This is a genomic window from Enterobacter sp. PTB (assembly GCF_051130085.1).
GTDB classification, from domain to species: Bacteria; Pseudomonadota; Gammaproteobacteria; order Enterobacterales; family Enterobacteriaceae; genus Enterobacter; species Enterobacter ludwigii.
The window spans coordinates 62,088-86,484 of the sequence record NZ_JBDKEE010000012.1 but is presented as its reverse complement, the minus strand read 5'-3'; the positions used below and the strand labels follow the sequence as shown (position 1 = coordinate 86,484).

The window sequence follows — 24,397 nt, the reverse complement described above, 5'->3', positions numbered from 1 at the left end:
TTCTTATGATTAAATCTAGACTCATTCAGCGCATTTATTGTGTTCAATTAAACGCTTCGTGACAACCTTAACCGAAACATCGCAGCCCGGGAGGCCCCCATCGTGAGTTTATTCGACAAAAAGCATCTTGTTTCACAAGCTGATGCATTACCGGGACGCAACACCCCTATGCCTGTGGCGACCTTACACGCCGTGAATGGCCATTCAATGACAAACGTTCCTGATGGAATGGAAATCGCCCTGTTCGCCATGGGCTGCTTCTGGGGCGTAGAACGTCTCTTCTGGCAACTCCCCGGCGTTTACAGCACCGCGGCGGGCTACACGGGGGGGTATACGCCAAACCCAACCTACCGCGAAGTGTGCTCTGGCGAGACCGGTCATGCCGAAGCCGTACGCGTGGTGTATGACCCTGCCGTCATTAGCTATGAGCAACTTCTGCAGGTGTTCTGGGAAAACCACGACCCGGCCCAGGGCATGCGTCAGGGTAACGACCACGGCACCCAGTACCGCTCGGCTATCTACCCTCTCACTCCTGAGCAGGAGACGGCCGCCCGCGCAAGCCTTGAGCGCTTCCAGAAAGCGATGCACGATGCCGGTGACAACCGCGAGGTCACCACGGAAATCGCCTCTGCCAAACCGTTCTACTATGCGGAAGACGACCACCAGCAGTACCTGCATAAAAACCCGTACGGCTACTGCGGTATCGGGGGTATCGGCGTCTGCCTGCCGCCACAGCTGGCCTGATTACTGGTCTAGCGCCACGCGAGCCGCGTGGCGCGTGGCATTACTGACCGACCCATAATTCATGACTTTTCCCTGCAACAGCAGGTTAAAAACCGGTGCCTGCGGCCTGTTAAGGCGGGTCTGCAGCAGGTGCACGGCCTCAATCCCCAGTTCGCGGCAGGGCACCGTGACCCCCGTGACCGGTTTTTCCAGCCGGTGCGCTAAATTCCAGGCAAAATCGGTGGTAATCAGAGAGATGTCTTCCGGGACGCGCAGCCCGTGGCGGGTTAATGCCCTCACCACACCTTCGGTCATGCTGGTGCTGTTCGGGAAAATCACCTCAGGCCACTGCGCTCTGTCATGACTCAGCAGCCACTCATCCAGCGCCCGCTCGGCTTCGTCTGCGGTAAACCACTCCGTCACGAGTAAATCACGCTGCGGCTCAAAGGCGACGTGAAAATGGCGATACGCCTCTTTAATGCCATCCAGACGAGCGTAAAGCGTATCTCGCCGAAGGCAGGTCAGCGTCAGGACCCGCCGGTGCCCCTGTTCAAAGAGATACTGCATGGCGGTGAAGCCAATCGCCCGGTGATCGGGTGATACCGAATCCAGTACCCGCTCCCGGTCCACGGAATTAATTAAGACGCAGGGTTTATTGAGCGTGCTGGCCAGTTTAAATATGGTGGCATCATCAGTACCAATAATAATTATCGCGTTGATGTTCTTCTGGCTGGCCTTTTCCATAAATAATTTTACATCGGCGTGCTGTTCTTCTAATCCGCAACAGCTGACCCACACATTGTGTGGCGAGCAGGCCTCAGCAATCCCTTTGGTCACCTCAAGATAAAAAATATCGCCGCGCCCCTGAAAGGTTCTTTCCGGAGCAAAAACGGCAATACCGTTAATCAACAGCCGTCCACTGGCCATGGACTCCAGCACGCCCAGCTCTCGTGCGGTGCGAACGATCGCATCCCGGGCTTTATCGCTGGTATATGACTTGCCGCTTAATACCCTCGACACCGTGCTAACGGAATATCCCGTGAGGGCCGCGATCTCCTCCATTTTTAACCTGCCCGGCATAGTGTGACCTCGCTCTCAATCAGTTTTTGCAAATATTTGCAGAAACAGCCTTTTGATTTTAAAACCAAATTTCAGAAAGCCTGGAGATTACTTATTCACCTTGCGAGTATTCTCACAAAAACACATTGTCGCTACGCCTCGCCTTTCCTATTTTCCGGTCATCACTTCTTTTCAACTGAAATTAAGGTGTGACATGGAGAAGGTACGTTTTGGCATTATTGGTATAGGTAATATCGGTACGGTCCACGCACGTTATTTACTCGCGGGTACGGTCAATGACGCCTGCCTGACGGCGGTTTGTGACAATGCACCGGAAAAACACCCGGCCATTCGCCAGCTGGTGGGGGCCATTCCCCTGTTCAGTGATGCCCAGGAGATGATCCAGAGCGGGCTTATCGACGCGGTGATTGTCGCCACGCCCCATTACGAACATCCGCGCCTGTCGATGCTGGCGATGCGTAACGGCATTCATACCCTGTGTGAAAAACCGGCAGGCGTTTATACGGCGCAGGTGCAGGAGATGAACGCCTGCGCGCGCGAGTGCGACGTGGTGTTTGGCATCATGTACAACCAGCGACCAAACCCGCTCTACCGGAAGGTTAAGGATCTTATCGACAGCGGTGAGCTGGGCGAAATCCGCCGTTCTACCTGGATAATCACCAACTGGTACCGCTCGCAGAGCTACTACAACTCCGGCGGCTGGCGCGCGACCTGGAAGGGAGAAGGCGGCGGCGTGTTGCTCAACCAGGATCCGCATCAGCTCGATCTCTGGCAGTGGCTGGTGGGCATGCCGGTCCGCCTGCGCGCGTTTTGCCAGTTCGGCAAACATCGTGACATTGAAGTGGAAGACGAGGTCACCGCCTATGCCGAGTATGCCAATGGGGCTACCGGTGTATTTATCACTACCGTGGCTGAAACGCCGGGGACAAATCGCCTGGAGATCGTCGGGGATCGCGGCAAAGTGGTCGTCGAAGAGGGGCGGCTTCGCTACTGGCGGCTACGTGAGTCCGAAACCGCGTTTAACGCCCGCTGGCAAAACGGTTTTGGGGAGCCTGAATGCTGGGAGGTCGACATTCCTGTCGCCGCCGAATGCAGCGAACATCATGTCATTACCGCAAACTTCTGCGCCGCCATCCTGCGCGGTGAACCGCTGATTGCGCCGGGCCTGGACGGGATCCACGGCCTGACGCTCTCCAATGCCATGCATCTTTCCACCTGGACTGACGACTGGGTCGAACTGCCGATCAACGAGAAACACTACTTGCGCCTGCTCCAGCAACGCATCAGCACCTCTGTTGCTAAAGAGGCCATAAACGTGACGCTTGATGCCTCAGGCACCTGGTAACTCCGGAGACGACACGATGCTAAATATCGCCATTGTAGGTACAGGCAATATCTCACATAACCATATTCAGGGTTACTTGCAGTTTGGTCAGCGCTGCCGGATTGTCGCGCTGGTGGATATCTACCCGGAAAAAGCGCACGAGAAAAAAACGCGCTACGGCCTGACGCAGGCCCGCGTGTATGAGAGCCATCAGCAGATGCTGGCATCCGAGCCAGACGTCGATATCGTCGATGTCTGCACCCCGCCGTATGTCCACGCACAGATCAGCATTGATGCACTGGAGGCCGGGTGCCATGTGCTGTGTGAAAAGCCGATGGCCGCCTCGCTTGAGGAGTGCGACGCGATGATTGCGGCTCAGCAGGCCAGCGGCAAAACGCTCTCCATCATTGCGCAAAATCGCTTTACCGATGCCTTCTGGCGCTTAAAAGCAGCGCTGGATTCCGGCCTCGCGGGCAAAATCTGCCATGCGCAGGTGGATTCGTTCTGGTGGCGCGGCCACTGCTATTACGATCTGTGGTGGCGTGGCACCTGGGAAAAAGAGGGGGGCGGCTGCACGCTCAATCACGCGGTTCACCATATCGACGCTATTCAGTGGATGCTCGGGTTTCCATCCGAGGTGGTGGCGATGATGACCAACGTGGCGCATGACAATGCCGAAGTGGAAGACCTCAGCGCCGCAATATTCAAATATCCCAATGGCGCACTCACGCAGCTTACCGCCTCGGTAGTGCATCACGGCGAAGATCAGAAGATCGTCATCCAGGGCGATCGCGCGCGCATCTCTGCCCCCTGGCAAGCCTGTGCCAGCGTGAGTGCCGATAACGGTTTTCCTCAGGAAACTCACGATCAGCAGCGGGAAGCACAGCTCAACGCTGTTTTTGCGCAGACGCCGGCACTCGCGTGGACGCTGCATACCGGGCAGATAAACGATTTGCTGCTGAGTATTGAACACGGCACGACCCCGCTGGTGGATGGATTACAGGGAAAACGCTCGCTGGAGTTGATTACCGCAATTTATAAATCTGCCATCACCCGCACCGTGGTCTCGCTCCCCATTCCACGTGACGATCCGTTTTACCGTACCGGCGGGATTAACACCCTCGCCCCCCGTTTTCATGAGAAATCCGCAAGCGTGGCCAACTTCAGCGAAGTGGGCGCTATCCCCCTGGGTAAAGATCTGGATCGAGGAATCTGAAGATGAATAAACATGACGGAATGAACTACGCGCCAGTCGGCAAACCTCAGCCCGTTGTCCGGGAAGGTGAATTTGTCTTTGCCGCTGCCGCGCTCGACCACGGGCATATTTATGGAATGTGTAACGGGCTGATTGAGGCCGGCGCCACGCTGAAATGGGTTTACGATCCCGATCCGTCCAGAGTGGATAAATTTATCCAGCAGTATCCGCAGGCCAGAGTGGCGGATTCGCTGGAGGCGATCCTCGCCGATAACGAGGTGCGTCTGGTGGCAGGCGCCGCCATCCCCTCTGAACGCTGTGCGCTGGGGCTGAAATCGATGGCGGCGGGGAAGGATTACTTTACCGACAAAGCGCCGCTCACCACCCTTGAACAGCTGGCAGATGCCAAAGCGATGGTTGAAAAAACCGGTAAGAAATACGCGGTTTACTACAGCGAACGTCTGCATGTTGAGAGTGCTGTCTTTGCCGGTCAACTGGTAAAGCAAGGTGCCATCGGCGACGTGGTACAAACGCTGGGGACAGGCCCACACCGTGAAGGCGAAGGAAGGCCAGACTGGTTTTACGATCGGCGATACTTCGGCGGCATCCTGTGTGACATCGGCAGCCATCAGATTGAGCAGTTCCTTTTTTACACCGGCAACCGCGATGCCACCGTGATAGCAAGCCAGGTCCGGAACGTTAAACACCCGCAGTACCCCGCCTTTGAAGATTTTGGCGACGCAATGCTCAAAGGCGAAAACGGCGCCAGCGGCTACTTCCGCTGCGACTGGTTTACCCCGGACGGGCTGTCCACATGGGGTGACGGGCGACTGACGCTGCTCGGCACCGAGGGCTACATCGAAATCCGCAAATACGTCGATTTAACCCGTGGCGAGCAGGATGTGGTTTATCTCGTCAATAAAGAGGGGGAGTTCCGTTATCCGGTGGCAGGCAAGGTCGGATTCCCGTTCTTTGGCGAACTGATCCTCGACTGTCTCCATCGGACTGAAAATGCCATGACGCAGGCGCACGCCTTCAAGGCTGCGGAGCTCTGCGTGAAGGCTCAAATGCTCGCCAACGCGGCGGGTTAAGGGGAGCCGGAGATGACTATCCTGAATACCGCTATCATCGGCGGCGGGGCGATTCATGGCTGCCATGTCAATGCCCTGCGCCAGATACCCAACGTCGCGCTGCGTGCGCTGGTCGACATCGACAGCGTTAAAGGACTGGCGCTGGCGAAAGACTATCAATGCCGTTTTTATCAGGATTACCGGGAAATGCTGCTGGATGATGCCATCGACGTGGTACACATCTGTACGCCCCATTTCGAGCATAAAGAGATGATTCTGGCGGCACTTGCCGCCGGGAAGCATGTTTTTTGCGAAAAACCGGTGGGCATGAACACCCGTGAACTCATTGATATCACCCGTGCCGCCGATCGGGCTCAGAGCCTGCTCGGCGTGTGCTATCAGAACCGGCTCAACCCCACCAGCCAGCGTATTCGGCAGGAGTTAGGCCATGGACAGCTGGGGAAAATGCTCAGCATCAGGGCAGTACTCACATGGTCACGCGCGGGCGCTTACTACACGCAAAGCCCCTGGCGCGGTCGGCTGGCAACAGAAGGCGGGAGTCTGCTGATCAACCAGGCAATCCATACGCTCGACCTGATGCAGTGGTTCGGTGAAGGCGTGACGCGAGTGAAAGGCGTGGTGGATAGCGGTGAGCTGGCAGACGTGACCGAAGGCGAAGACAGCGCAATGGCCACGCTACACTTCGCCAACGGCGCCCGCGGCCTGTTTTATGCCAGCAATTGCCACACCACGGACGCCCCTCTCCTGCTGGAGATCCACTGTGAACACGGCTCGCTGCTGCTGAATGACAACACTCTCTGGCGCGTCACACCGGGTGAGCGGTTAAAACTGGCAAGCGATGATTCCCCCGACGGCACGGTAAAAAGCTACTGGGGGCTGGGTCATCAGCAGGCGATCCACCGGTTTTATACTGCCGTTCATCATCCGGAAAACAGAGACTATATCGATATCCGTACCGCCGGAAAATCACTCACCCTTGTGGAGGCTATTTATCGGTCATCTCAAACAAGACAATGGATAAATATCAACAACCAGAACGTAATTTGAATTCCAGACGTTAATAAAAATACGCCCCGTAAAACGGGTTAATCATTACCCTACACTGGATATTATTATGGTCAAACCAACTGAACGTAGAGTTGGTTATGGCGTGGCGCTTGGCTACGGCATAACCGATCTGTTTGGCGGAGGCGCTTTCGCCATTATCGGCACCTGGCTGTTATTTTTTTACACGACCTATTGCGGGCTGTCTGTTATTGAAGCGGGCTCTATATTTGCTATCGCCCGCGTCATTGATGCGCTGTTAAGCCCGATCATGGGTTATATCACTGATAATTTTGCGGGTACCTGGCTCGGCCGTAAATTTGGCCGTCGCCGTTTCTTTTTATTACTGAGTTCCCCGTTAATGTTTTTGTATGCCCTGCTGTGGCTGACGGATATGGGGTACTGGTATTACCTGGGAACCTATCTCTCGATTGAACTGCTGTCGGCGATGGTGCTGGTGCCGTGGGAGACGCTGGCCGCAGAAATGACGAACCGCTACGAAGAGCGCAGCCGACTTTCAGGGGTGCGCATGATCTGCTCTCAGCTTGGGGGGTTCCTTGCCGTTTCCGTCCCCGGCGTCATTATGCAGTTCACCGGGAAAGACAATCCGTTTACCTATACGCTCACCGGACTGATATTTTCCTGCATTTTTTGCCTTGCGGTGTTTATTACATGGTACACCACCTGGGAAGCGAAAGATGTGCATCAGGAGTCCGATTTTAAGATAGATAACCAGCGCAGCAGCGGGGTAACCAATCATCTGAAATATCTGGTACTGGACCTCTTTTCGTCCTTTCGCATCCGCGCATTCCGCCTGCATATCATTATTTATATCTTCTCGTTTACTGCGATGGACGTCTTCGGCTCGGTCTTTACCTATTATGTCGTTTATTGTCTGAGCCAGGATGCGGCGGCCGTGTCGGGCTGGCTGAGCATTGCCGCCTTTGCCTCGGTACCAGGCACGTACGGATTTATGCTGCTTTTGAACCGGCTGAATATCACGCCGTCCGCCGCGCTGCGCCTCTCGTATGGCTGTATCTTCGCCGTGCTGGTATTCCTGTTTACGGTCTACCTCACCAAAACGCAGGTGCCAACGCTGCTGTTCTCGGGGGTCTTTATCCTGCTCGGTGCCGCCCGCTCTGGTCTTTATTACATCCCGTGGAATATCTACAGTTTCATCCCTGATATCGATGAGATTGTAACGCAGCAGCGCCGCGAAGGGATTTTTGCCGGGGTGATGGTATTGACCCGCAAAAGCACCGTGGCGATTGCCATCATGATCATCGGCCTGGTGCTGCAGGAGTCAGGGTTTGTGAAGGGCAGCGGCGCACAGCCTGAAAGCGCGCTGGGGGCCATTATCGGCCTGCTGATTTTCGCGACGGCGGCCCTTCTGGCCGTGAGCTTCTTCACGACCTACAAATTTAAACTGACCCGCGAGACGCACAAGCTGCTGCTGAAGGAGATTGCGCGCCGCAAGCTGGGCGGAGATTATCGCGACTGCGACGCCAACACCCGTGTGGTGATCAAACAGCTCACCGGCTATGAGTATGACCAGGTGTGGGGAGGGGATGCCACCCGCCGGGCGGCAGGAAACGCCAGTTTATCCGCAGTAAAATAGCCGTACGTACCGGACAGCGCTTCGCTGTCCGGCCGGTTTTATGCCAAAATGTGACCTCTGGCAGATTTACACGCCTTTACGCTATACTACCCGCTGAAATAATCAGCTCAACGCTACGAGCTGACGTTCTATGTGTCTTCACACAAATGTAATTAACTTCCCTTCCGAGGATCTGGCTGAAGCCGGATAAACTATGTTAAACAGTATTTTAGTGATACTTTGTCTCATTGCCGTCAGTGCATTTTTCTCGATATCCGAGATCTCGCTGGCCGCCTCCCGTAAAATCAAACTGAAACTGCTTGCTGACGAAGGCAACGTTAACGCATCACGCATACTCAAAATGCAGGAAAACCCGGGAATGTTTTTCACCGTGGTGCAGATTGGCCTTAACGCGGTCGCCATCCTGGGCGGTATCGTGGGGGATGCAGCATTTTCACCGGTGTTTCATGGCCTCTTCGCACGCTACTTTTCACCTGAACTCTCCGAGCAACTGAGTTTTATTCTCTCGTTCTCGCTGGTGACTGGCCTGTTCATCCTCTTCGCTGATCTGACCCCGAAACGCATCGGTATGATTGCGCCAGAAGCTGTGGCTTTGCGCATCATCAACCCGATGCGCTTCTGCCTGTTCCTGTTCCGTCCGCTGGTGTGGTTCTTCAACGGCCTGGCCAATAGCATTTTCCGCCTGTTTAAAATTCCGATGGTGCGAAAAGACGATATCACCTCTGATGATATCTATGCGGTCTTCGAAGCGGGTGCCCTGGCGGGCGTGCTGCGCAAGCAGGAGCACGAGTTAATTGAGAACGTGTTTGAGCTGGAATCCCGCACCGTACCGTCATCCATGACCGGACGCGAAAACGTGATTTGGTTCGACCTGCACGAAGACGAGCAGAGCCTGAAGCAAAAGGTAGCCGAGCACCCGCACTCCAAGTTCCTGGTCTGTAATGAAGATATCGACCACATCATCGGTTATGTGGACTCGAAAGACCTGCTGAACCGCGTGCTGGCCAACCAGAGCCTGGCGCTCAACAGCGGCGTTCAGATCCGCAATACCCTGATTGTTCCGGATACCCTCACCCTCTCTGAAGCGCTGGAAAGTTTCAAAACGGCCGGTGAAGATTTTGCCGTTATCATGAACGAATACGCGCTGGTGGTGGGCATCATCACCCTCAACGATGTGATGACCACGCTGATGGGCGACCTGGTTGGCCAGGGTCTGGAAGAGCAGATTGTTCAGCGTGACGAGAACTCATGGCTTATCGACGGCGGTACGCCGATTGACGATGTCATGCGCGTGCTGGATATCGACGAGTTCCCGCAGTCAGGTAATTACGAGACCATTGGCGGCTTTATGATGTTTATGCTGCGAAAAATCCCGAAACGTACCGACTCGGTGAAGTTCTCTGGCTACAAGTTTGAAGTGGTGGATATTGATAACTACCGCATCGACCAGTTGCTGGTGACGCGTATCGATAATAAACCGACCGTGCTGGTACCGCGAATGCCTGACGCAGAAGAGAAAGTGTCGGCGTAAGGTCCATAAACATCAACGGCTCCCATCGGGAGCCGTTTTTTTATCAACTGCGTTTTTAACTACTGCATAGCACGTTGGTTAAGCCATCTCAGTTTGCAGACGCATAACCTGACGGTTGACTTCAGACATCACAGACAGGTGCTGCTTGTCCTTCACTTTTGGGATAAGGATCTTGCCCTTATCAAACTCAAAAGCGCCAACATCCTTGATATACAACCGTCCACGGAACAGGATCTTCACGTACTTCGCCACCTGAAGCGGGTTGTAGCGTTGGAAAATTTTCATTCTTGTATCTCCTGCGAATCATACGCTCTTGCGGTGCCACAATCGGCCCGACTGTCCTGAGCGCAAATTTTGTTGCCCAAAGACTATAGACCAGAACTACGGTGTTACCCAGTATGCATAAGTTTATTTACCGTTTGATTACAATTATTCAGAATAATCTTTGCAAAGCTTCACTCAGGGCAGTATAAGCCGTCGTTTTTTCATGGATATGTGCGTTCACCCGCAAACTGGCATCGGGATTGCGGGAAAACCACATTGATCGCACTTATGATTAAAAGCGTATGACCAAGTGGTCGGATCACCTGCAAACAATAAGGAAACACCATGACCCTACGTACTATCCTTGCAGCAGCCTGCCTGCTTCTGCCCCTGTGGGCTAGCGCTCACGCGATTGAAAAAGGACAACGAGTACCACCAGTCGGCATTGCTGACCGGGGAGAATTGATTCTCGACAATGATAAGTTTAGCTACAAAGCGTGGAATAGCGCGCAGCTCGCAGGCAAAGTGAGAGTTGTACAACATATTGCCGGTCGTACATCCGCAAAAGAGAAAAATGCCAACCTGGTGGAAGCGATCAAGGCCGCAAAATTCCCACACGACCGCTACCAGACCACCACGATCGTTAACACTGACGATGCCATTCCTGGCTCCGGAATGTTTGTGCGTTCAAGCCTTGAGAGCAATAAAAAACTCTATCCGTGGTCGCAGTTTATTGTCGACAGCAACGGCGTGACGCGTAAGGCGTGGCAGCTGGAGGAAGAGAGCTCTGCAATCATCGTGCTGGATAAAGACGGCCGCGTGCAGTGGGTGAAAGACGGGGCATTAACCCAGGAAGAGGTGCAGCAGGTTGTCGCCCTGCTGCACAAACTGCTGGCTCAATAAATAGAGACGCGGAAGCCGGGGTTAAGGAAGGATTCGCGCGGGGTGTAGTCCAGCGGCTTACCCTGCCAGTCATGAACATGTGCCCCGGCTGCCGTGGCGACCGCATGCCCTGCCGCGGTATCCCAGACGTTCGTTGGCCCAAAGCGAGGATAGAGCTGGGCATGGCCTTCCGCCACCAGACAGAATTTCAGTGATGAACCAATCGAGGTCGTCTGGTGTTCACCCAGCTGTTGCAGATATTCCTGCAGTTCGCTGTCGCTGTGCGACCGGCTGATCACCACCAGCGGTGGACGCGCATCGCGCACCTGAATCTGCTTACGCACGCCGCACTCTTCCTTCCACGCCTTACCGTCTGCAGCGCTGTACATGACTTTCATCACCGGCGCGTATACCACCCCAAGCACCGCTTTGCCTTTTTCAATCAGCGCGATGTTGACGGTGAACTCACCGTTACGCTTGATAAACTCTTTGGTGCCGTCGAGGGGGTCCACCAGCCAGTAACGCTGCCAGTGCTGACGCTCGTCCCAGCTCTGCGGCGCTTCTTCTGACAGGACCGGGATATCCGGCGTTAAGGCCTGCAGCCCTTGCAGGATCACCTTGTGAGCCGCGATATCTGCCGCGGTGACCGGAGAGTCATCAGCCTTGCTGACGACCTCCATCGGTTTTGCACCGTCATACACCTGCATGATGGCATCTCCCGCATCCCGTGCGAGCTGACAAATCTTATCTAACATTCTCCACCTCTTTGTTAACGCAGTGGGGTTAACTCTTTGTTTTAGTTATATCGTAATGGGAACAATTCCGCTATCTGTGAAGCAATTCTGGTTTCATGGCGCTTTTTTCTGTCAGGATTCACATTTCTGTAAGCAACACGCTATAGATACATACTCTTTTGTGGCCTGGATCGAAAAAAGGACTCCTCTGATGATTAAGTTTAGCGCAACGCTCCTGGCGACGCTGATTGCAGTGAGCGTACAGGCGGCGACGGTAGACCTGCGAATTCTGGAAACTACCGACCTGCACAGCAACATGATGGACTTCGATTACTACAAAGATACCCCGACGGAAAAATTCGGACTGGTACGCACGGCAAGTTTGATCGCTGCCGCCCGCAATGAAGTTAAAAACAGCGTGCTGGTCGACAACGGCGATCTCATTCAGGGTAGCCCGCTCGGGGACTACATGGCCGCGAAGGGGCTGAAGAAAGGCGAGATCCACCCGGTTTATAAAGCGATGAACACCCTGGACTATACCGTCGGCAACCTGGGCAACCACGAATTTAACTACGGCCTGAAGTACCTGCACGATGCGCTGGCTGGCGCGAAATTCCCGTACGTTAACGCCAATATCATCGACGTTAAGACGCAGAAGCCGCTCTTTACCCCCTATCTGATTAAAGAGACAGAGGTTGTCGATCAGGACGGTAAAAAACAGACGCTTAAAATCGGCTATATCGGCTTTGTACCGCCGCAAATCATGACCTGGGATAAAGCCAACCTCGACGGTAAAGTGACCGTTAACGATATTACCGAAACTGCGCGCAAATACGTGCCGGAAATGCGCGAAAAAGGCGCAGATCTGGTGGTGGTGGTTGCGCACTCGGGACTCTCCGCCGATCCGTATCAGGCCATGGCTGAAAACTCCGTTTATTATCTGAGTGAAGTCCCGGGCGTCGATGCGATCCTGTTCGGCCACGCCCACGCGGTCTTCCCGGGTAAGGACTTTGCCAACATTAAGGGTGCAGACATCGAGAAAGGGACGCTCAATGGCGTGCCGTCGGTGATGCCGGGCATGTGGGGCGACCACCTTGGTGTGGTGGATCTGGTCCTCAATAACGACGGCGGCGACTGGAAGGTCACTCAGTCAAAAGCAGAGGCGCGCCCGATTTACGACGCTGCGGCTAAAAAATCACTGGCCGCCGAAGATAAAAAACTGGTCGACGTGCTGAAGCATGACCACGACGCCACCCGCGACTTCGTCAGCAAGCCCATCGGTAAATCCGCCGATAACATGTACAGCTACCTGGCGCTGGTGCAGGATGACCCGACTGTCCAGGTGGTTAACATGGCGCAAAAAGCCTATGTCGAACACGTTATTCAGGGCGACCCGGACCTGGCAAAACTGCCGGTGCTGTCGGCCGCGGCACCGTTCAAAGTGGGCGGGCGTAAGAATGACCCGGCAAGCTACGTTGAAGTCGAAAAGGGCCAGCTGACCTTCCGTAACGCCGCCGATCTCTATCTCTATCCGAACACCCTGGTGGTAGTGAAAGCGACGGGTAAAGAGGTGAAGGAATGGCTGGAGTGCTCCGCCGGGCAGTTTAACCAGATTGATCCGAAGAGCAGCAAGCCGCAGTCGCTGATTAACTGGGACGGGTTCCGGACCTATAACTTTGACGTGATTGACGGCGTAGAGTATCAGATTGATGTTACCCAGCCTGCAAAATATGACGGTGAATGCCAGGTCATTAACCCGCAGGCCGAGCGCATCAAAAACCTGACCTTTAAGGGCAAAGCCATCGACCCGAATGCCACCTTCCTGGTGGTAACCAATAACTACCGCGCCTACGGCGGCAAGTTTGCCGGCACGGGAGATAGCCATATTGCCTTTGCCTCACCGGACGAGAACCGCTCGGTGCTGGCGGCGTGGATCAGCGCGGAGTCCAAAAAAGCGGGGGGCATTCATCCGGCAGTGGACAACAACTGGCGCCTGGCCCCCATTCATAGCGACACGCCGCTGGACATCCGTTTTGAAACTTCACCGTCCGATAAAGCGGCGGCGTTTATTAACGATAACGCCCACTATCCGATGAAGAAAGTTGCAACGGATGATATTGGCTTCGCCATTTATCAGGTGGATTTAAGCAAGTAACGCGGTGTGTGCCGGGTAGCGGCTTCGCCTTACCCGGCCTGCCTTTACGCCGCGCGTTCTTCCCGGTTCGCCATCACCTGCGGCGTATGCACTTCTATCCAGTCCGCCAGCGCGGCCACTTTCTCACTCACCTCTGTCCCTAACGGCGTCAGGCTATACTCAACGTGCGGTGGTACAACCGGATACGAGACGCGATTAACAAACCCGTCCTGTTCCAGCGCCTGTAGCGACTGGGCCAGCATCTTTTCGCTGACGCCCCCCATTTTTCGACGCAGGTCGCTGAAACGGTGGGTTCCCTGCCGCAGGGCCACCAGAATCAGCACGCCCCAGCGGCTGGTGACATGTTTGAGAACCTCTCTGGAAGGACACTGTTCCGCGAAGAGGTTGCCATCGCGCATTTGTTCGCTGAGTGTCGGTATCGTTGTTTTCATACTTACCTTTATGTACGTACTTACTAAAAGTTAGCTATGGTGCTAGTGTGCCACAACACCAGACAAACACGAAGAGGATTCATCATGATCGCAATTACCGGCGCAACCGGCCAGCTTGGCCAGCTCGTTATCGAACAGCTGTTAAACACCGTACCGGCAAACCAGATTGTGGCGATTGTCCGCAATCCGGCAAAAGCTGAAGCCCTGAGCCAGCAGGGCATTACCGTTCGTCAGGGGAATTACGCTGACGAAAGCACATTGACCTCCGCGCTTAAGGGCGTAGATAAGCTGCTGCTGATCTCCTCCAGCGAAGTGGGTCAGCGCGCCACCCAACATCAGAACGTCATTAATGCTGCCAAAGCCGCGGGCGTGAAGTTCATCGCCTATACCAGCCTGCTGCATGCAGATAAATCGCCGCTGGGCCTGCACGTTGAACACGTCGCGACGGAGAAGGCGCTGGCGGAGTCCGGCATCCCTTACGCCCTGCTGCGTAATGGCTGGTACACCGAAAACTATCTGGCGAGCGCACCGCCCGCGCTGGAGCATGGCGTATTTATTGGCGCGGCCGGTGAAGGCAAAATCGCCTCTGCCACCCGTGCGGATTACGCGGCTGCCGCGGCAAAAGTCATCTCCGGGGACGGCCATGCAGGCAACGTATACGAGCTGGCCGGCGACCACGCCTGGACGCTGAGTGAACTGGCAGCCGAACTCAGCAAACAGAGCGGCAAAAACGTGACGTATCAGAACATGAGCGAGGCGGATTTTGCCGCTGCGCTGAAGGGCGTTGGCCTGCCTGCCGGGCTGGCGGATATGCTGGCAGACTCCGATGTGGGCGCGTCTAAAGGCGGTCTGTTTGACGACAGCCATACGCTGAGCAAACTGATCGGGCGTCCAACCACACCGCTTTCAGAGAGCATTAAAGCCATCCTGTAAATGTTGCAAAATGGTTATTTTTTGTAGCATCCCCTCGGGTCATCTCTGATAATGGAGAGATGACTCAAGAGGAGGTTCACCGTGCAGGGCGTACCGGAACAGTTCATTGATGAGAGAGACAGCGCGCGCTTTCGCCATCTGGCGCATTTGCCGGGCCTGGAGCTTTATCACGCGCATATTTCTGACTACGCCTTTGAGCCTCATACGCATGAAGCCTTCGGCATCGGCACCATTGAAACCGGTGCCGAACGCTTTCGCTATCGCGGTACCCAGCATCTCGCGGCGGAAAAATCCGTCGTGACCATGAACCCGGACGAGATCCACACCGGGGAGTCGGCGACGGATGGCGGCTGGCGCTACCGGATGGTTTACATTGAACCCGATCTGCTGGAAGAGGTAACCGGCCTTCGCCACTGGTGGTTTAGCGACGTAACCCGCCATGACCCGCTGCGCTCACAGCAAATCGGCAGGCTTATCTATGGCCTGTGGCATACGGACGACCCGCTGGCGCAAAAAGGCCTGCTGCTGGATCTGATCGAGACCTTCCAGCCGTTAGCCCGCCACGCGCCGGTTACCCGGGAAGGTGCACACCGGTTCGAACGGGTTCGTGAGTATATGCACGACAACTACATGCACACCCTGACGCTGGACGAGCTGGCCAACGTGGTCTCACTGAGCCCCTACCATTTTCAGCGCCAGTTCAAGGCGCATTTCCATGTCACTCCGCATCAGATGCTGATGGCTATCCGCCTGTGGCGCGCCAAAGCGTTTCTCACGCGCGGCATGCCCGCCGCCGAAGTCGCCGCCGCGACCGGGCTGACCGATCAGTCCCATTTGACTCGCGCCTTTACCCGCCGCTATGGCATTACCCCCGTGCGCTACCAGAAACAGGTCGTTAAGCGCTGATGCGCAACCTCATACAATACGCACACCCTTCCCCCTCCTACACTGAACGCAGAATAAACCGATGTGGATGAAAAAATGATTAGTGGTGTGTTGTATGCCCTGCTTGCGGGTCTGATGTGGGGACTGATTTTTGTCGGCCCGCTGATCGTGCCGGAGTACCCGGCAATACTGCAGTCGACCGGACGTTATCTGGCACTGGGGCTGATTGCTCTCCCGCTGGCGTGGCTCGGTCGTGCACGTTTGCGTCAGCTCGGCCGACAGGACTGGTTCACCGCGCTGGCGCTGACCATGATGGGCAACCTTATCTATTATGTTTGCCTGGCGAGCGCCATTCAGCGAACCGGTGCACCGGTATCTACCATGATTATCGGCACGCTGCCCGTGGTGATCCCGGTCTTCGCTAACCTGCTTTACAGCCACCGCGACGGGAAACTGGCATGGTCAAAAATGATACCAGCGTTGGTGTGTACCGCCGTGGGGCTGGTCTGCGTCAACATTGCCGAGCTGCAGCATGGGCTGGAGGACTTCTCGCTGTTGCGTTACGGTTCTGGCATCCTGCTGGCATTCGTTTCCGTGGTGTGCTGGGCGTGGTATGCCCTGCGCAATGCACGCTGGCTGCGGGAAAACCCGGATAAACACCCGATGATGTGGGCGACGGCTCAGGCGTTGGTCACGCTCCCGGTTTCGCTTATAGGCTATGTGGGAGCCTGTCTCTGGTTAGGCCATCAGCAACCGGATTTCGCTCAACCGTTCGGGCCGAGACCGTGGGTCTTTGTCGGGCTGATGCTGGCGATTGCGGTGCTCTGCTCGTGGGTGGGCGCGCTGTGCTGGAATACCGCCAGCCAGAAGCTGCCGACGGTAATTTTAGGGCCGTTGATTGTTTTCGAAACGCTGGCCGGGCTGCTTTACACCTTCCTGATGCGCCAGAGCGTACCGCCGCTGTTAACCGCCTGCGGGATTATATTGCTGGTCGTTGGGGTCGTGATGGCGGTGAGAGCAAAGCCGGAAAAACCGATGGTCGTTCCGGCTTCAGAGAGTTAAAACGTTTCCCAGTTCGCTTCAGACGTCGCCGCGACAGGTTTAGCCGCTGGAGTGTAGCTTTTCACCGGCGCGGCGTTGACTACCTGGTTGCGGGTAATTTTAAACACCGCTACCGCTTCGTTCAGGCGTGCCGCCTGATCTTCCAGCGCGGCCGCCGCTGCCGCAGACTCCTCTACCAGCGAGGCGTTCTGCTGGGTCACGCGATCCATCTCGGCCACCGCCTGACCTACCTGATCGATACCGCGGCTCTGCTCGTCAGAGGCAGAGGCAATCTCGCCCATGATGTCGGTCACGCGGGTGACCGCATTCACGATCTCTGCCATCGTCGCCCCGGCTTCGTTTACCAGCTGTGAGCCGGCATTCACGCGCTCGCCGGAATCGTCGATCAGCGCTTTAATCTCTTTTGCCGCCTGAGCGCTACGCTGGGCAAGGGTACGCACCTCACCTGCGACCACCGCAAAGCCACGGCCCTGCTCGCCTGCACGCGCGGCTTCCACCGCCGCGTTCAGCGCCAGGATGTTGGTCTGGAAGGCAATGCCGTCGATTACGTTGGTAATTTGCGCAATTTTGCTGGAACTGGTCGCAATGTCGTCCATGGTGCGCACCACACCCTCCACCACGTTACCGCCCTTCTTCGCGGTTGAGGAGGCATCGAGCGCCAGACGGGAAGCCTGACGTGCGTTATCGGCGTTTTGTTTTACCGTGGCGGTCAGTTGTTCCATGCTGGCAGCCGTCTCTTCCAGAGAGGCGGCCTGCTGCTCGGTACGGGAAGAGAGGTCGTTGCTGCCCGCAGAGATTTCCCCTGCACCGGTGTAAATGGTATCTGCGCCTTCACGCACCACGCCCACCGTGTTTGCCAGCGAGGTTTGCATCTCCTGAACGTTGCGCGCCAGGATTGCCATTTCATTCTTACCCTCTGCCTGAATCGGCTGGGTCAAATCCCCTGCGGCAATGGCGCGGATATGGCCGATCACATCCTGGAGCGGCAGCAGCAGAACGCGGCGCATCGCAATCCAGCTGGAGACGATCACGGCAATCACCAGCAGCATGACCGCAGAGAGGATCCACAGGATACGTTTATAATCGTTTTCGTTGTCTTTAATTCCTCTGTCCGTGAGGACGGCCTGCGCTTCACGCCATTCACGGTACACGTTCTGCATCGCGGTCTGTTTCTGCTCCGCATTCTGCTTGAACATATCTTCCAGATTGCCCTGGCCCAGCAGGACGTTCATTTGCGTCAGCGTGGCGGAGTAAATGCGGTACTGCTCTTCCAGACGGTTAGCCAGATTCTCGTCCAGACCCGGAGTATTAGGCAAAGCGTAGTATTTATCGTAATGGGACTGCGCATCCGCCAGCAGGTTCTTCGCCGTGTTCACCAGTTCATTCAACTGGCCGCCGTTAATCTGAGACGCCATGCTGCTTTGCAGACGCAGCATGCCGCGGTTCAGGGTCACGCGGGCCTGGTTGAGGCTGATCCATGCATCGGTAAACTCGGCGACATTCTGGCTTGAGAGCTGCGAGACGGTGAAGTTATCTTTGTCGTTATTCAGCGCGTTGATAAAAATGCCGGCGGAAATGACTTGCATGATGCCGAGCACAAGCAGCACCGAAATAAGAAGGGTAATGACTTTTATACGTTTAAACATGCGTTGCCTTTTTTATATGCAGGTTTGTCTGACGTGGATATATCGGCAGGCACGGCGAGTTGTTTACTGTTTCCCCACGTTAAAAAACTTTCTAAAGTAATTTCCTGCATTCATTCAGCAAGTTAAAAGTCATTATTTTTTGTGATCTAGCTCTCACTTTTCCCCTTCCCTCTAAAGGGTTATAGCGTCGCCTTAAAGATGCATTTAAAATGCACTTTATATTATTGATGATGAGGTAACTGCTATGGCCTTCCGCGACCAACCCCTTGGCGAGCTGGCGCTCTCCATCCCGCGCGCGTCCGCGCTGTTTCGTAAATACGATATGGATTACTGCTGTGGCGGTAAGCAAACCCTGGCACGTGCCGCCTCGCGTAAAGAGCTGGATGTGGGGTTCATTGAAGCGGAGCTGGCACAACTGGCTGAGCAGCCTATTGAGAAAGACTGGCGCACTGCAGCCCTTGCCGACATCATCGACCATATCATCGTGCGTTTTCACGACCGTCACCGTGAACAGCTGCCTGAACTGATCCTGCAGGCGACAAAAGTGGAGCGCGTTCACGCCGACAAACCTTCCGTACCGCGCGGTCTGGCGAAATACCTGACCCTGCTTCACGAAGAGCTTTCCAGCCACATGATGAAAGAGGAGCAAATCCTCTTCCCGATGATCAAACAGGGTATGGGCAGCCAGGCGATGGGGCCCATCAGCGTCATGGAAAGCGAACATGATGATGCAGGCGAACTGCTGGAAGTGATTAAACACACTACCCATAACGTTACACCGCCACCAGAGGCGTGCACCACGTGGAAAGCGATGTACAACGGCATTAACGAGATGATCGACGACCTGATGGAACACATCAGTCTTGAGAATAACGTCCTGTTCCCGCGTGCCCTCGCAGGTGAATAAAAAAAGGCGCCCGAGAGCGCCTTCCTGAGGTTATCATTCGGCCACAGCATCTGTGGCCTTTTTTATTAACGCATGCCTGCCATACGTTTCTTACCGATAAATAGCCATCCCAGCCCCAGCGCGATGAACCACAGCGGCGTGACGATTAACGCCTGACGGGTATCGTCTTCCAGCGTCAGCAGAACCAGCACGAAGACGAAGAACGCCATGCACACCCAGCACATCAGCTTGCCCAGCGGCATTTTGTAGATCGATTTTTCATGCAGGTGCGGACGCTGTTTGCGGTACACCAGGTAAGAACACAGGATGATGGTCCAGACGAACATGAACAGGATCGCAGAGACCGTGGTGATCATGGTAAACGCACCGATCACACTCGGGTTCACGTAGAGCATCACCACACCGCCCAGCAGGCAGATACAGGAGAAGGTCAGCCCTTTCGCCGGCACCGCACGCTTAGACAGTTTGGCAAACGCGCGTGGCGCAACCCCTTCCTGTGCCAGACCAAACAGCATACGGCTGGTAGAGAACACCCCACTGTTGGCTGAAGAGGCCGCGGAGGTCAGCACCACGAAGTTAATCAGGCTTGCGGCCGCAGGCAATCCAACCAGTACAAACAGCTCAACGAACGGGCTCTTGGTCGGTACAACGGAGCTCCACGGCGTCACGGACATGATGATAATCAGCGCGAACACGTAGAACATAATGATACGAATCGGGATGGAGTTAATCGCGCGCGGCAGGGATTTCTCCGGATCTTTAGTTTCCGCCGCCGTGGTACCGACCAGCTCAATCCCCACAAAGGCAAACACCGCAATCTGGAAACCGGCAAAGAAGCCGCTGATGCCTTTCGGGAACCAGCCGCCGTCATTCCACAGATGCGCGAACGAAGCCTGAACGCCGGTTGGAGACTGGAAGTGCGTCAGTACCATCACCAGGCCGACAACAATCAGGGCGATAATCGCCACGATTTTGATCATCGCAAACCAGAACTCCATCTCACCGAACATTTTAACGGTGGCGAGGTTAAGGCTCAGCAGCAGAACAATCACCGCCAGCGAGGCCACCCAGTCCGATAACCCAGGGAACCAGAACTGCGCGTAGGCCGTGATGGCGACCACATCCGCCATGCCGGTCACCACCCAGCAGAACCAGTAGGTCCAGCCGGTGAAGTAGCCCGCCCAGGGGCCAAGCAGGTCGGAAGCGAAATCGCTAAAGGATTTGTATTCGAGGTTCGAGAGCAGCAATTCACCCATTGCACGCATCACGAAGAAGAGCATAAAACCGATGATCATATAAACGAAAATGATCGACGGCCCGGCAAGACTGATGGTTTTACCTGACCCCATAAACAGCCCGGTACCGATGGCACCCCCGATGGCAATGAGCTGAATATGACGGTTTGTGAGATTGCGCCGTAGCGACTGTTCAGACGACGCCTCTTCGTCGGCGACGACTTTAACCTGATCTACCATGTGATATTTTCCTGTTTATGCCTGTCTGTGTTGTTAAGGCTCTTCTGGCCTTTAAATACGTCAAAAAAATAACGGTCCCCATGAAAGGACTCATCGATATTAGGTAAGAATCGGCGGGATGAATACTATGATTTGGATATTATGTTAATAATATGTTTAAAGTGAGTGTCATATCACTCATACAACGCGAAACAGCTCACAAAAATACACGCAACAGTTTCGTTTGCAAGATAAAATGTTGATTCCGTCGTAACTATAGGTTTTATCACTATATTCCTCTCCCCCGAAGGAGAGAGGAAATAAGAAAAGCTGATTACAGAATTTCCAGCAGCTCGACTTCAAACACCAGGGTGCTGAATGGCGGGATGGACGCACCAGCGCCACGCTCGCCGTACGCCAGGTTGTGCGGGATAGTCAGTTCCCATTTGGAACCCACTGGCATCAGGGTCAGCGCTTCGATCCAGCCCGCGATAACGCCGTTAACCGGGAATTCAGCCGGTTCGCCACGTGCTACAGAGCTGTCGAACACCGTACCGTCGATCAGTTTACCGGTGTAGTGCACGCGAACGTGGTCAGTACGCGCCGGGATTGCACCGTCGCCCTGGTTGATCACGCGGAACTGCAGGCCAGACTCGGTGCTGTTCACGCCTTCACGCTCACGGTTCTCTTCCAGATATTTCACGCCTTCTGCAGCCATCTCTTCGAAACGCGCGCGACGCACGGCGTCAGCACGTTCGTGGATTTCACGCAGCGCACGGTGCACAACATCAACCGGAACTGCCGGGTTGTTGCCTTCCAGCGCATCAGCGATACCCGCCACCAGCGCTTCGGGTAACAGACCTTCCAGGCCGGATTCGCTCAGCTGCTGTCCTACCTGCAAGCCGATACCGTAACTTGCCTGCGCTTCGATAGTGTCAAAAGTCGGGGTGGTCATGGGTTTTCCTTCCATCACATTTAAAGTAGCGGGCAGCATATCAGCCATGCCCTTATGGGTAAAACTTTGTCTGAAGTTAAGGTGACAAACCGCGACGAAACAGAAACAATAGAGAGAACCAGGATTAATCCCGAACGAATGTCACGGATGTCGGGTTTGCTACGCCGTTCAGGCAGTTAGCAAACTATACTTCGGAGCACAGGATAAAAAAGACGCGGAGCAGGAGGAGAGCCATGCCCGGGCGATTTGAACTGAAACCTACCCTGGCGAAAATCTGGCAGGCGCCGGACAATTTTCGCATCATGGACCCGCTGCCGCCTCTGCATCGCAGAGGGATCATCATTGGCGCGCTGATGGTGATCGTGGGTTTCCTGCTTCCTTCCGGTGGCGATGACGCCGACACCGCGACGGTGACCCGCAATGCCCAGCTGGATATTCAGTCGCAAACGCGACCGCAGCCGGACACACAGCCTGTGCAGACGCAACTGGTCACCCCGACGAACGATCCGGGACAGGTTGCGCCTGTTGAACCGGAACCCATTCAGGATGAACAGCCACAGGAACAGGCCGCGGCCCCGGCAGAGCCACAGGCTCAGCAGCCAACCGGCATTGAGCAGCAGTGGCGTTCCTATCGCGTAGAGCCGGGTAAAACCCTTGCGCAGCTGTTCCGCGACCACAATCTGCCGCCAACCGATGTGTATGCCATGGCGCAGGTGGAAGGCGCGGGCAAGCCGCTCAGTAATTTGCAGAACGGCCAGCTGGTGCAGATACGTCAGAATGCCAGCGGTGTCGTCACCGGGCTCACGATTGATACGGGAAATGGCCAGCAGGTGCTGTTTACCCGCCAGCCTGACGGCAGTTTTATCAGAGCACGTTAATGTTCCGGCCGGGTAAGGCGAGCCAGCCCCCCGGCAATGCCCTTCTTAGTGACTCCGCTTATTGACCCACCAGATCCCCGAGCAGACCAGCACCAGCGCAATCGCATATTTGATGTCCAGAATGTTTTCACCGAGGAAAATGGCGGACAGCACCGTCCCGGCAACGGGGATCACAAAGTTGAACGGGGCAATCATACTTACGCGGTTCACTTTCAGCAGCGCGCTCCAGAGGGCGAACGCTACCGAAGAGAGTAACGTCAGATACCCCAGCACCGCGACGGCCGTCATGCTATGCACTTCCAGCGTCCCTCCCGTGAGATAGCCACCCGCCACCAGCGCCGCGCCGCCGATAGCCAGCTGCCAGCCGGTCATTACTGTCGGGTCGACGGTCTGGGAGATGCGTTTTCCGTAAAGCGTGGCGGCAGAAAGGATAAAGGCTGCCAGCACCACAAACCCGTCTCCCTTCCAGACGAAGCTGAATTCGCTTAACCCGCCGTGGAAGTTAACCAGCATCACTCCGGCAAAGCCCAAAATACAGCCAAGCGTTTTGTTATAGCTGAGCTTGTCGTTGTGGTAGATGAAATGCGCCAGCAGCACGCTGAAGAAAGTGCCGGTGGCGTTCATGATCGAGCCGTTCACGCCTGTCGTGTAGGCCAGTCCGATATAAAAGAAGGTGTACTGAATGCTCGTCTGCGTCAGCCCCAGGACGGTCAATTGCCCAAACTGCCCGGGCGTGAACCTGCCGATGGGCTTGCGCTGTGCTAATGCAAAGAGAAGCAGCAGCACACCCGCAAACAGAAAACGGTAACCGGCGAACACAACCTTTGAGGGAATATCATCGGTGGCAATCTGGAAGAGTTCATAGCCGCTTTTTATGGCCGGGTAAGAGCTACCCCAAAGCAGACAGCAGAGCATGGCGCAGGCATAGGCCACCTTTCGACGGGCAAATACGGGCGTGGGCAGAGCGGTTTCCATGTCGAATCTCATAAATAAAATTGCGTTTCATTTTATTATCAGAGAATGCGCCAGGAATAGCGACCCTACAAGCACTAAAGCGCGAGTCTGGTCCCTTAAAAAAGCAAAACGCCGGCACAAGGCCGGCGCTTCGACGTGAGCAGAGTAAAATTACTCAGCTACAACGTTAACAACCAGTTTAGCGAACACTTCGCTGTGAACCTGGAAGTCCACTTCGTGCTCACCAGTGGTACGCAGAACACCGTTCGGCAGACGAACTTCGCTCTTAGCCACTTTAACGCCAGCTGCAGTTACTGCATCAGCGATATCGCGGGTACCGATGGAACCGAACAGTTTACCTTCGTCGCCAGCTTTGGAAACGATGGTAACAGTGCCCAGTGCGTTGATTGACTCAGCGCGAGCATTAGCAGCCGCCAGAACGTCAGCCAGTTTGGCTTCCAGTTCAGCGCGACGTGCTTCGAAAAACTCTACGTTTTTCTTGGTAGCTGGAACAGCTTTACCCTGTGGAACCAGGAAGTTACGAGCGTAGCCCGCTTTAACGTTTACCTGATCACCCAGGCTGCCCAGGTTTGCTACTTTATCAAGCAGAATAACTTGCATTACCTTATCCTCTTAAAGTCGTATTAATGG

23 protein-coding genes are annotated in these 24,397 nt (G+C 55.2%); 14 read left to right on the top strand and 9 right to left on the bottom strand.

Features of this window, described 5'->3' with window-relative positions; all coding sequences use genetic code 11:
- Window positions 1-102 precede the first annotated feature (102 nt).
- Window positions 103-744, top strand: a complete 642-nt coding sequence (gene msrA, locus AAIR21_RS15940) for a peptide-methionine (S)-S-oxide reductase MsrA (protein ID WP_020882919.1) — start codon at window positions 103-105, stop codon at window positions 742-744.
- Here msrA and AAIR21_RS15935 read toward each other — a convergent pair whose 3' ends face one another.
- Window positions 745-1,803 (bottom strand): LacI family DNA-binding transcriptional regulator, encoded by a 1,059-nt coding sequence (locus tag AAIR21_RS15935; protein ID WP_014168356.1) that lies wholly within the window; start codon window positions 1,801-1,803, stop codon window positions 745-747.
- Window positions 1,804-1,996: 193 nt separating this feature from the next.
- On the opposite strand from AAIR21_RS15935, the gene AAIR21_RS15930 reads away from it, so the two are divergent.
- From AAIR21_RS15930 to AAIR21_RS15905, 6 genes are all read left to right on the top strand, one after another.
- Window positions 1,997-3,148 (top strand): Gfo/Idh/MocA family protein, encoded by a 1,152-nt coding sequence (locus tag AAIR21_RS15930; protein WP_020882920.1) that lies wholly within the window; start codon window positions 1,997-1,999, stop codon window positions 3,146-3,148.
- 16 nt (window positions 3,149-3,164) lie between these two features.
- Window positions 3,165-4,343, top strand: a complete 1,179-nt coding sequence (locus AAIR21_RS15925; protein ID WP_020882921.1) for a Gfo/Idh/MocA family protein — start codon at window positions 3,165-3,167, stop codon at window positions 4,341-4,343.
- 2 nt (window positions 4,344-4,345) lie between these two features.
- On the top strand, window positions 4,346-5,413 hold the full coding sequence (locus AAIR21_RS15920) for a Gfo/Idh/MocA family protein (protein ID WP_020882922.1): 1,068 nt from the start codon (window positions 4,346-4,348) through the stop codon (window positions 5,411-5,413).
- A gap of 12 nt (window positions 5,414-5,425) precedes the next feature.
- Complete coding sequence (locus AAIR21_RS15915; protein WP_020882923.1) at window positions 5,426-6,460, top strand: Gfo/Idh/MocA family protein; 1,035 nt, start codon at window positions 5,426-5,428, stop codon at window positions 6,458-6,460.
- A gap of 67 nt (window positions 6,461-6,527) precedes the next feature.
- On the top strand, window positions 6,528-8,075 hold the full coding sequence (locus tag AAIR21_RS15910) for an MFS transporter (protein WP_183516814.1): 1,548 nt from the start codon (window positions 6,528-6,530) through the stop codon (window positions 8,073-8,075).
- Window positions 8,076-8,268: 193 nt separating this feature from the next.
- On the top strand, window positions 8,269-9,606 hold the full coding sequence (locus tag AAIR21_RS15905; protein ID WP_014168349.1) for a hemolysin family protein: 1,338 nt from the start codon (window positions 8,269-8,271) through the stop codon (window positions 9,604-9,606).
- Window positions 9,607-9,684: 78 nt separating this feature from the next.
- Here the strand turns inward: AAIR21_RS15905 and AAIR21_RS15900 are convergent, their stop codons facing one another.
- On the bottom strand, window positions 9,685-9,891 hold the full coding sequence (locus tag AAIR21_RS15900) for a DUF1107 domain-containing protein (RefSeq protein WP_003856054.1): 207 nt from the start codon (window positions 9,889-9,891) through the stop codon (window positions 9,685-9,687).
- A gap of 324 nt (window positions 9,892-10,215) precedes the next feature.
- Between AAIR21_RS15900 and AAIR21_RS15895 the strand changes: the two genes are divergently transcribed.
- Window positions 10,216-10,773 (top strand): YtfJ family protein, encoded by a 558-nt coding sequence (locus AAIR21_RS15895; RefSeq protein ID WP_014168347.1) that lies wholly within the window; start codon window positions 10,216-10,218, stop codon window positions 10,771-10,773.
- Here AAIR21_RS15895 and cysQ read toward each other — a convergent pair.
- On the bottom strand, window positions 10,767-11,507 hold the full coding sequence (cysQ, locus tag AAIR21_RS15890) for a 3'(2'),5'-bisphosphate nucleotidase CysQ (RefSeq protein ID WP_014168346.1): 741 nt from the start codon (window positions 11,505-11,507) through the stop codon (window positions 10,767-10,769). The genes AAIR21_RS15895 and cysQ overlap by 7 nt on opposite strands.
- A 190-nt stretch (window positions 11,508-11,697) precedes the next feature.
- On the opposite strand from cysQ, the gene AAIR21_RS15885 reads away from it, so the two are divergent.
- Window positions 11,698-13,641, top strand: coding sequence for a bifunctional 2',3'-cyclic-nucleotide 2'-phosphodiesterase/3'-nucleotidase (locus tag AAIR21_RS15885; RefSeq protein WP_183516815.1), 1,944 nt, complete (start codon window positions 11,698-11,700; stop codon window positions 13,639-13,641).
- A 44-nt stretch (window positions 13,642-13,685) separates the two neighbouring features.
- Here the strand turns inward: AAIR21_RS15885 and AAIR21_RS15880 are convergent, their stop codons facing one another.
- Window positions 13,686-14,072, bottom strand: coding sequence for a winged helix-turn-helix transcriptional regulator (locus tag AAIR21_RS15880; RefSeq protein WP_014168344.1), 387 nt, complete (start codon window positions 14,070-14,072; stop codon window positions 13,686-13,688).
- Between the two features lie 84 nt (window positions 14,073-14,156).
- Here AAIR21_RS15880 and AAIR21_RS15875 point away from each other — a divergent pair, with 84 nt between their 5' ends.
- From AAIR21_RS15875 to AAIR21_RS15865, 3 genes are all read left to right on the top strand, one after another.
- Window positions 14,157-15,005, top strand: coding sequence for an SDR family oxidoreductase (locus tag AAIR21_RS15875; RefSeq protein WP_183516816.1), 849 nt, complete (start codon window positions 14,157-14,159; stop codon window positions 15,003-15,005).
- Window positions 15,006-15,086: 81 nt separating this feature from the next.
- Window positions 15,087-15,911: an AraC family transcriptional regulator gene (locus tag AAIR21_RS15870; protein ID WP_183516817.1), complete on the top strand. Its 825-nt coding sequence runs from the start codon at window positions 15,087-15,089 to the stop codon at window positions 15,909-15,911.
- Between the two features lie 75 nt (window positions 15,912-15,986).
- A complete protein-coding gene (locus tag AAIR21_RS15865) occupies window positions 15,987-16,952 on the top strand; it encodes a DMT family transporter (RefSeq protein ID WP_025205814.1) in 966 nt (321 codons plus the stop codon).
- On the opposite strand, the gene AAIR21_RS15860 is transcribed toward AAIR21_RS15865, so the two are convergent.
- Entirely contained in the window at window positions 16,949-18,598 is a 1,650-nt protein-coding gene (locus AAIR21_RS15860; RefSeq protein ID WP_025205815.1) for a methyl-accepting chemotaxis protein, read from the bottom strand. The genes AAIR21_RS15865 and AAIR21_RS15860 overlap by 4 nt on opposite strands.
- A gap of 244 nt (window positions 18,599-18,842) precedes the next feature.
- On the opposite strand from AAIR21_RS15860, the gene ytfE reads away from it, so the two are divergent.
- Window positions 18,843-19,505 carry an iron-sulfur cluster repair protein YtfE gene (gene ytfE, locus AAIR21_RS15855; protein WP_121340002.1) on the top strand — a complete coding sequence of 221 codons (663 nt, stop codon included), beginning with the start codon at window positions 18,843-18,845 and terminating at the stop codon, window positions 19,503-19,505.
- 65 nt (window positions 19,506-19,570) lie between these two features.
- On the opposite strand, the gene cycA is transcribed toward ytfE, so the two are convergent.
- Window positions 19,571-20,980, bottom strand: a complete 1,410-nt coding sequence (cycA, locus tag AAIR21_RS15850) for a D-serine/D-alanine/glycine transporter (protein WP_014168338.1) — start codon at window positions 20,978-20,980, stop codon at window positions 19,571-19,573.
- 313 nt (window positions 20,981-21,293) lie between these two features.
- The gene (fklB, locus tag AAIR21_RS15845; RefSeq protein ID WP_025205816.1) at window positions 21,294-21,914 is read right to left on the bottom strand and encodes an FKBP-type peptidyl-prolyl cis-trans isomerase; all 621 of its coding nucleotides are present in this window, start codon (window positions 21,912-21,914) and stop codon (window positions 21,294-21,296) included.
- Window positions 21,915-22,147: 233 nt separating this feature from the next.
- Between fklB and AAIR21_RS15840 the strand changes: the two genes are divergently transcribed.
- Window positions 22,148-22,792 (top strand): OapA family protein, encoded by a 645-nt coding sequence (locus AAIR21_RS15840; protein ID WP_032679427.1) that lies wholly within the window; start codon window positions 22,148-22,150, stop codon window positions 22,790-22,792.
- Window positions 22,793-22,837: 45 nt separating this feature from the next.
- Here the strand turns inward: AAIR21_RS15840 and AAIR21_RS15835 are convergent, their stop codons facing one another.
- Window positions 22,838-23,767, bottom strand: a complete 930-nt coding sequence (locus tag AAIR21_RS15835) for a DMT family transporter (RefSeq protein WP_183516818.1) — start codon at window positions 23,765-23,767, stop codon at window positions 22,838-22,840.
- 150 nt (window positions 23,768-23,917) lie between these two features.
- On the bottom strand, window positions 23,918-24,367 hold the full coding sequence (gene rplI / locus AAIR21_RS15830) for a 50S ribosomal protein L9 (protein ID WP_014168334.1): 450 nt from the start codon (window positions 24,365-24,367) through the stop codon (window positions 23,918-23,920).
- Window positions 24,368-24,397 lie beyond the last annotated feature (30 nt).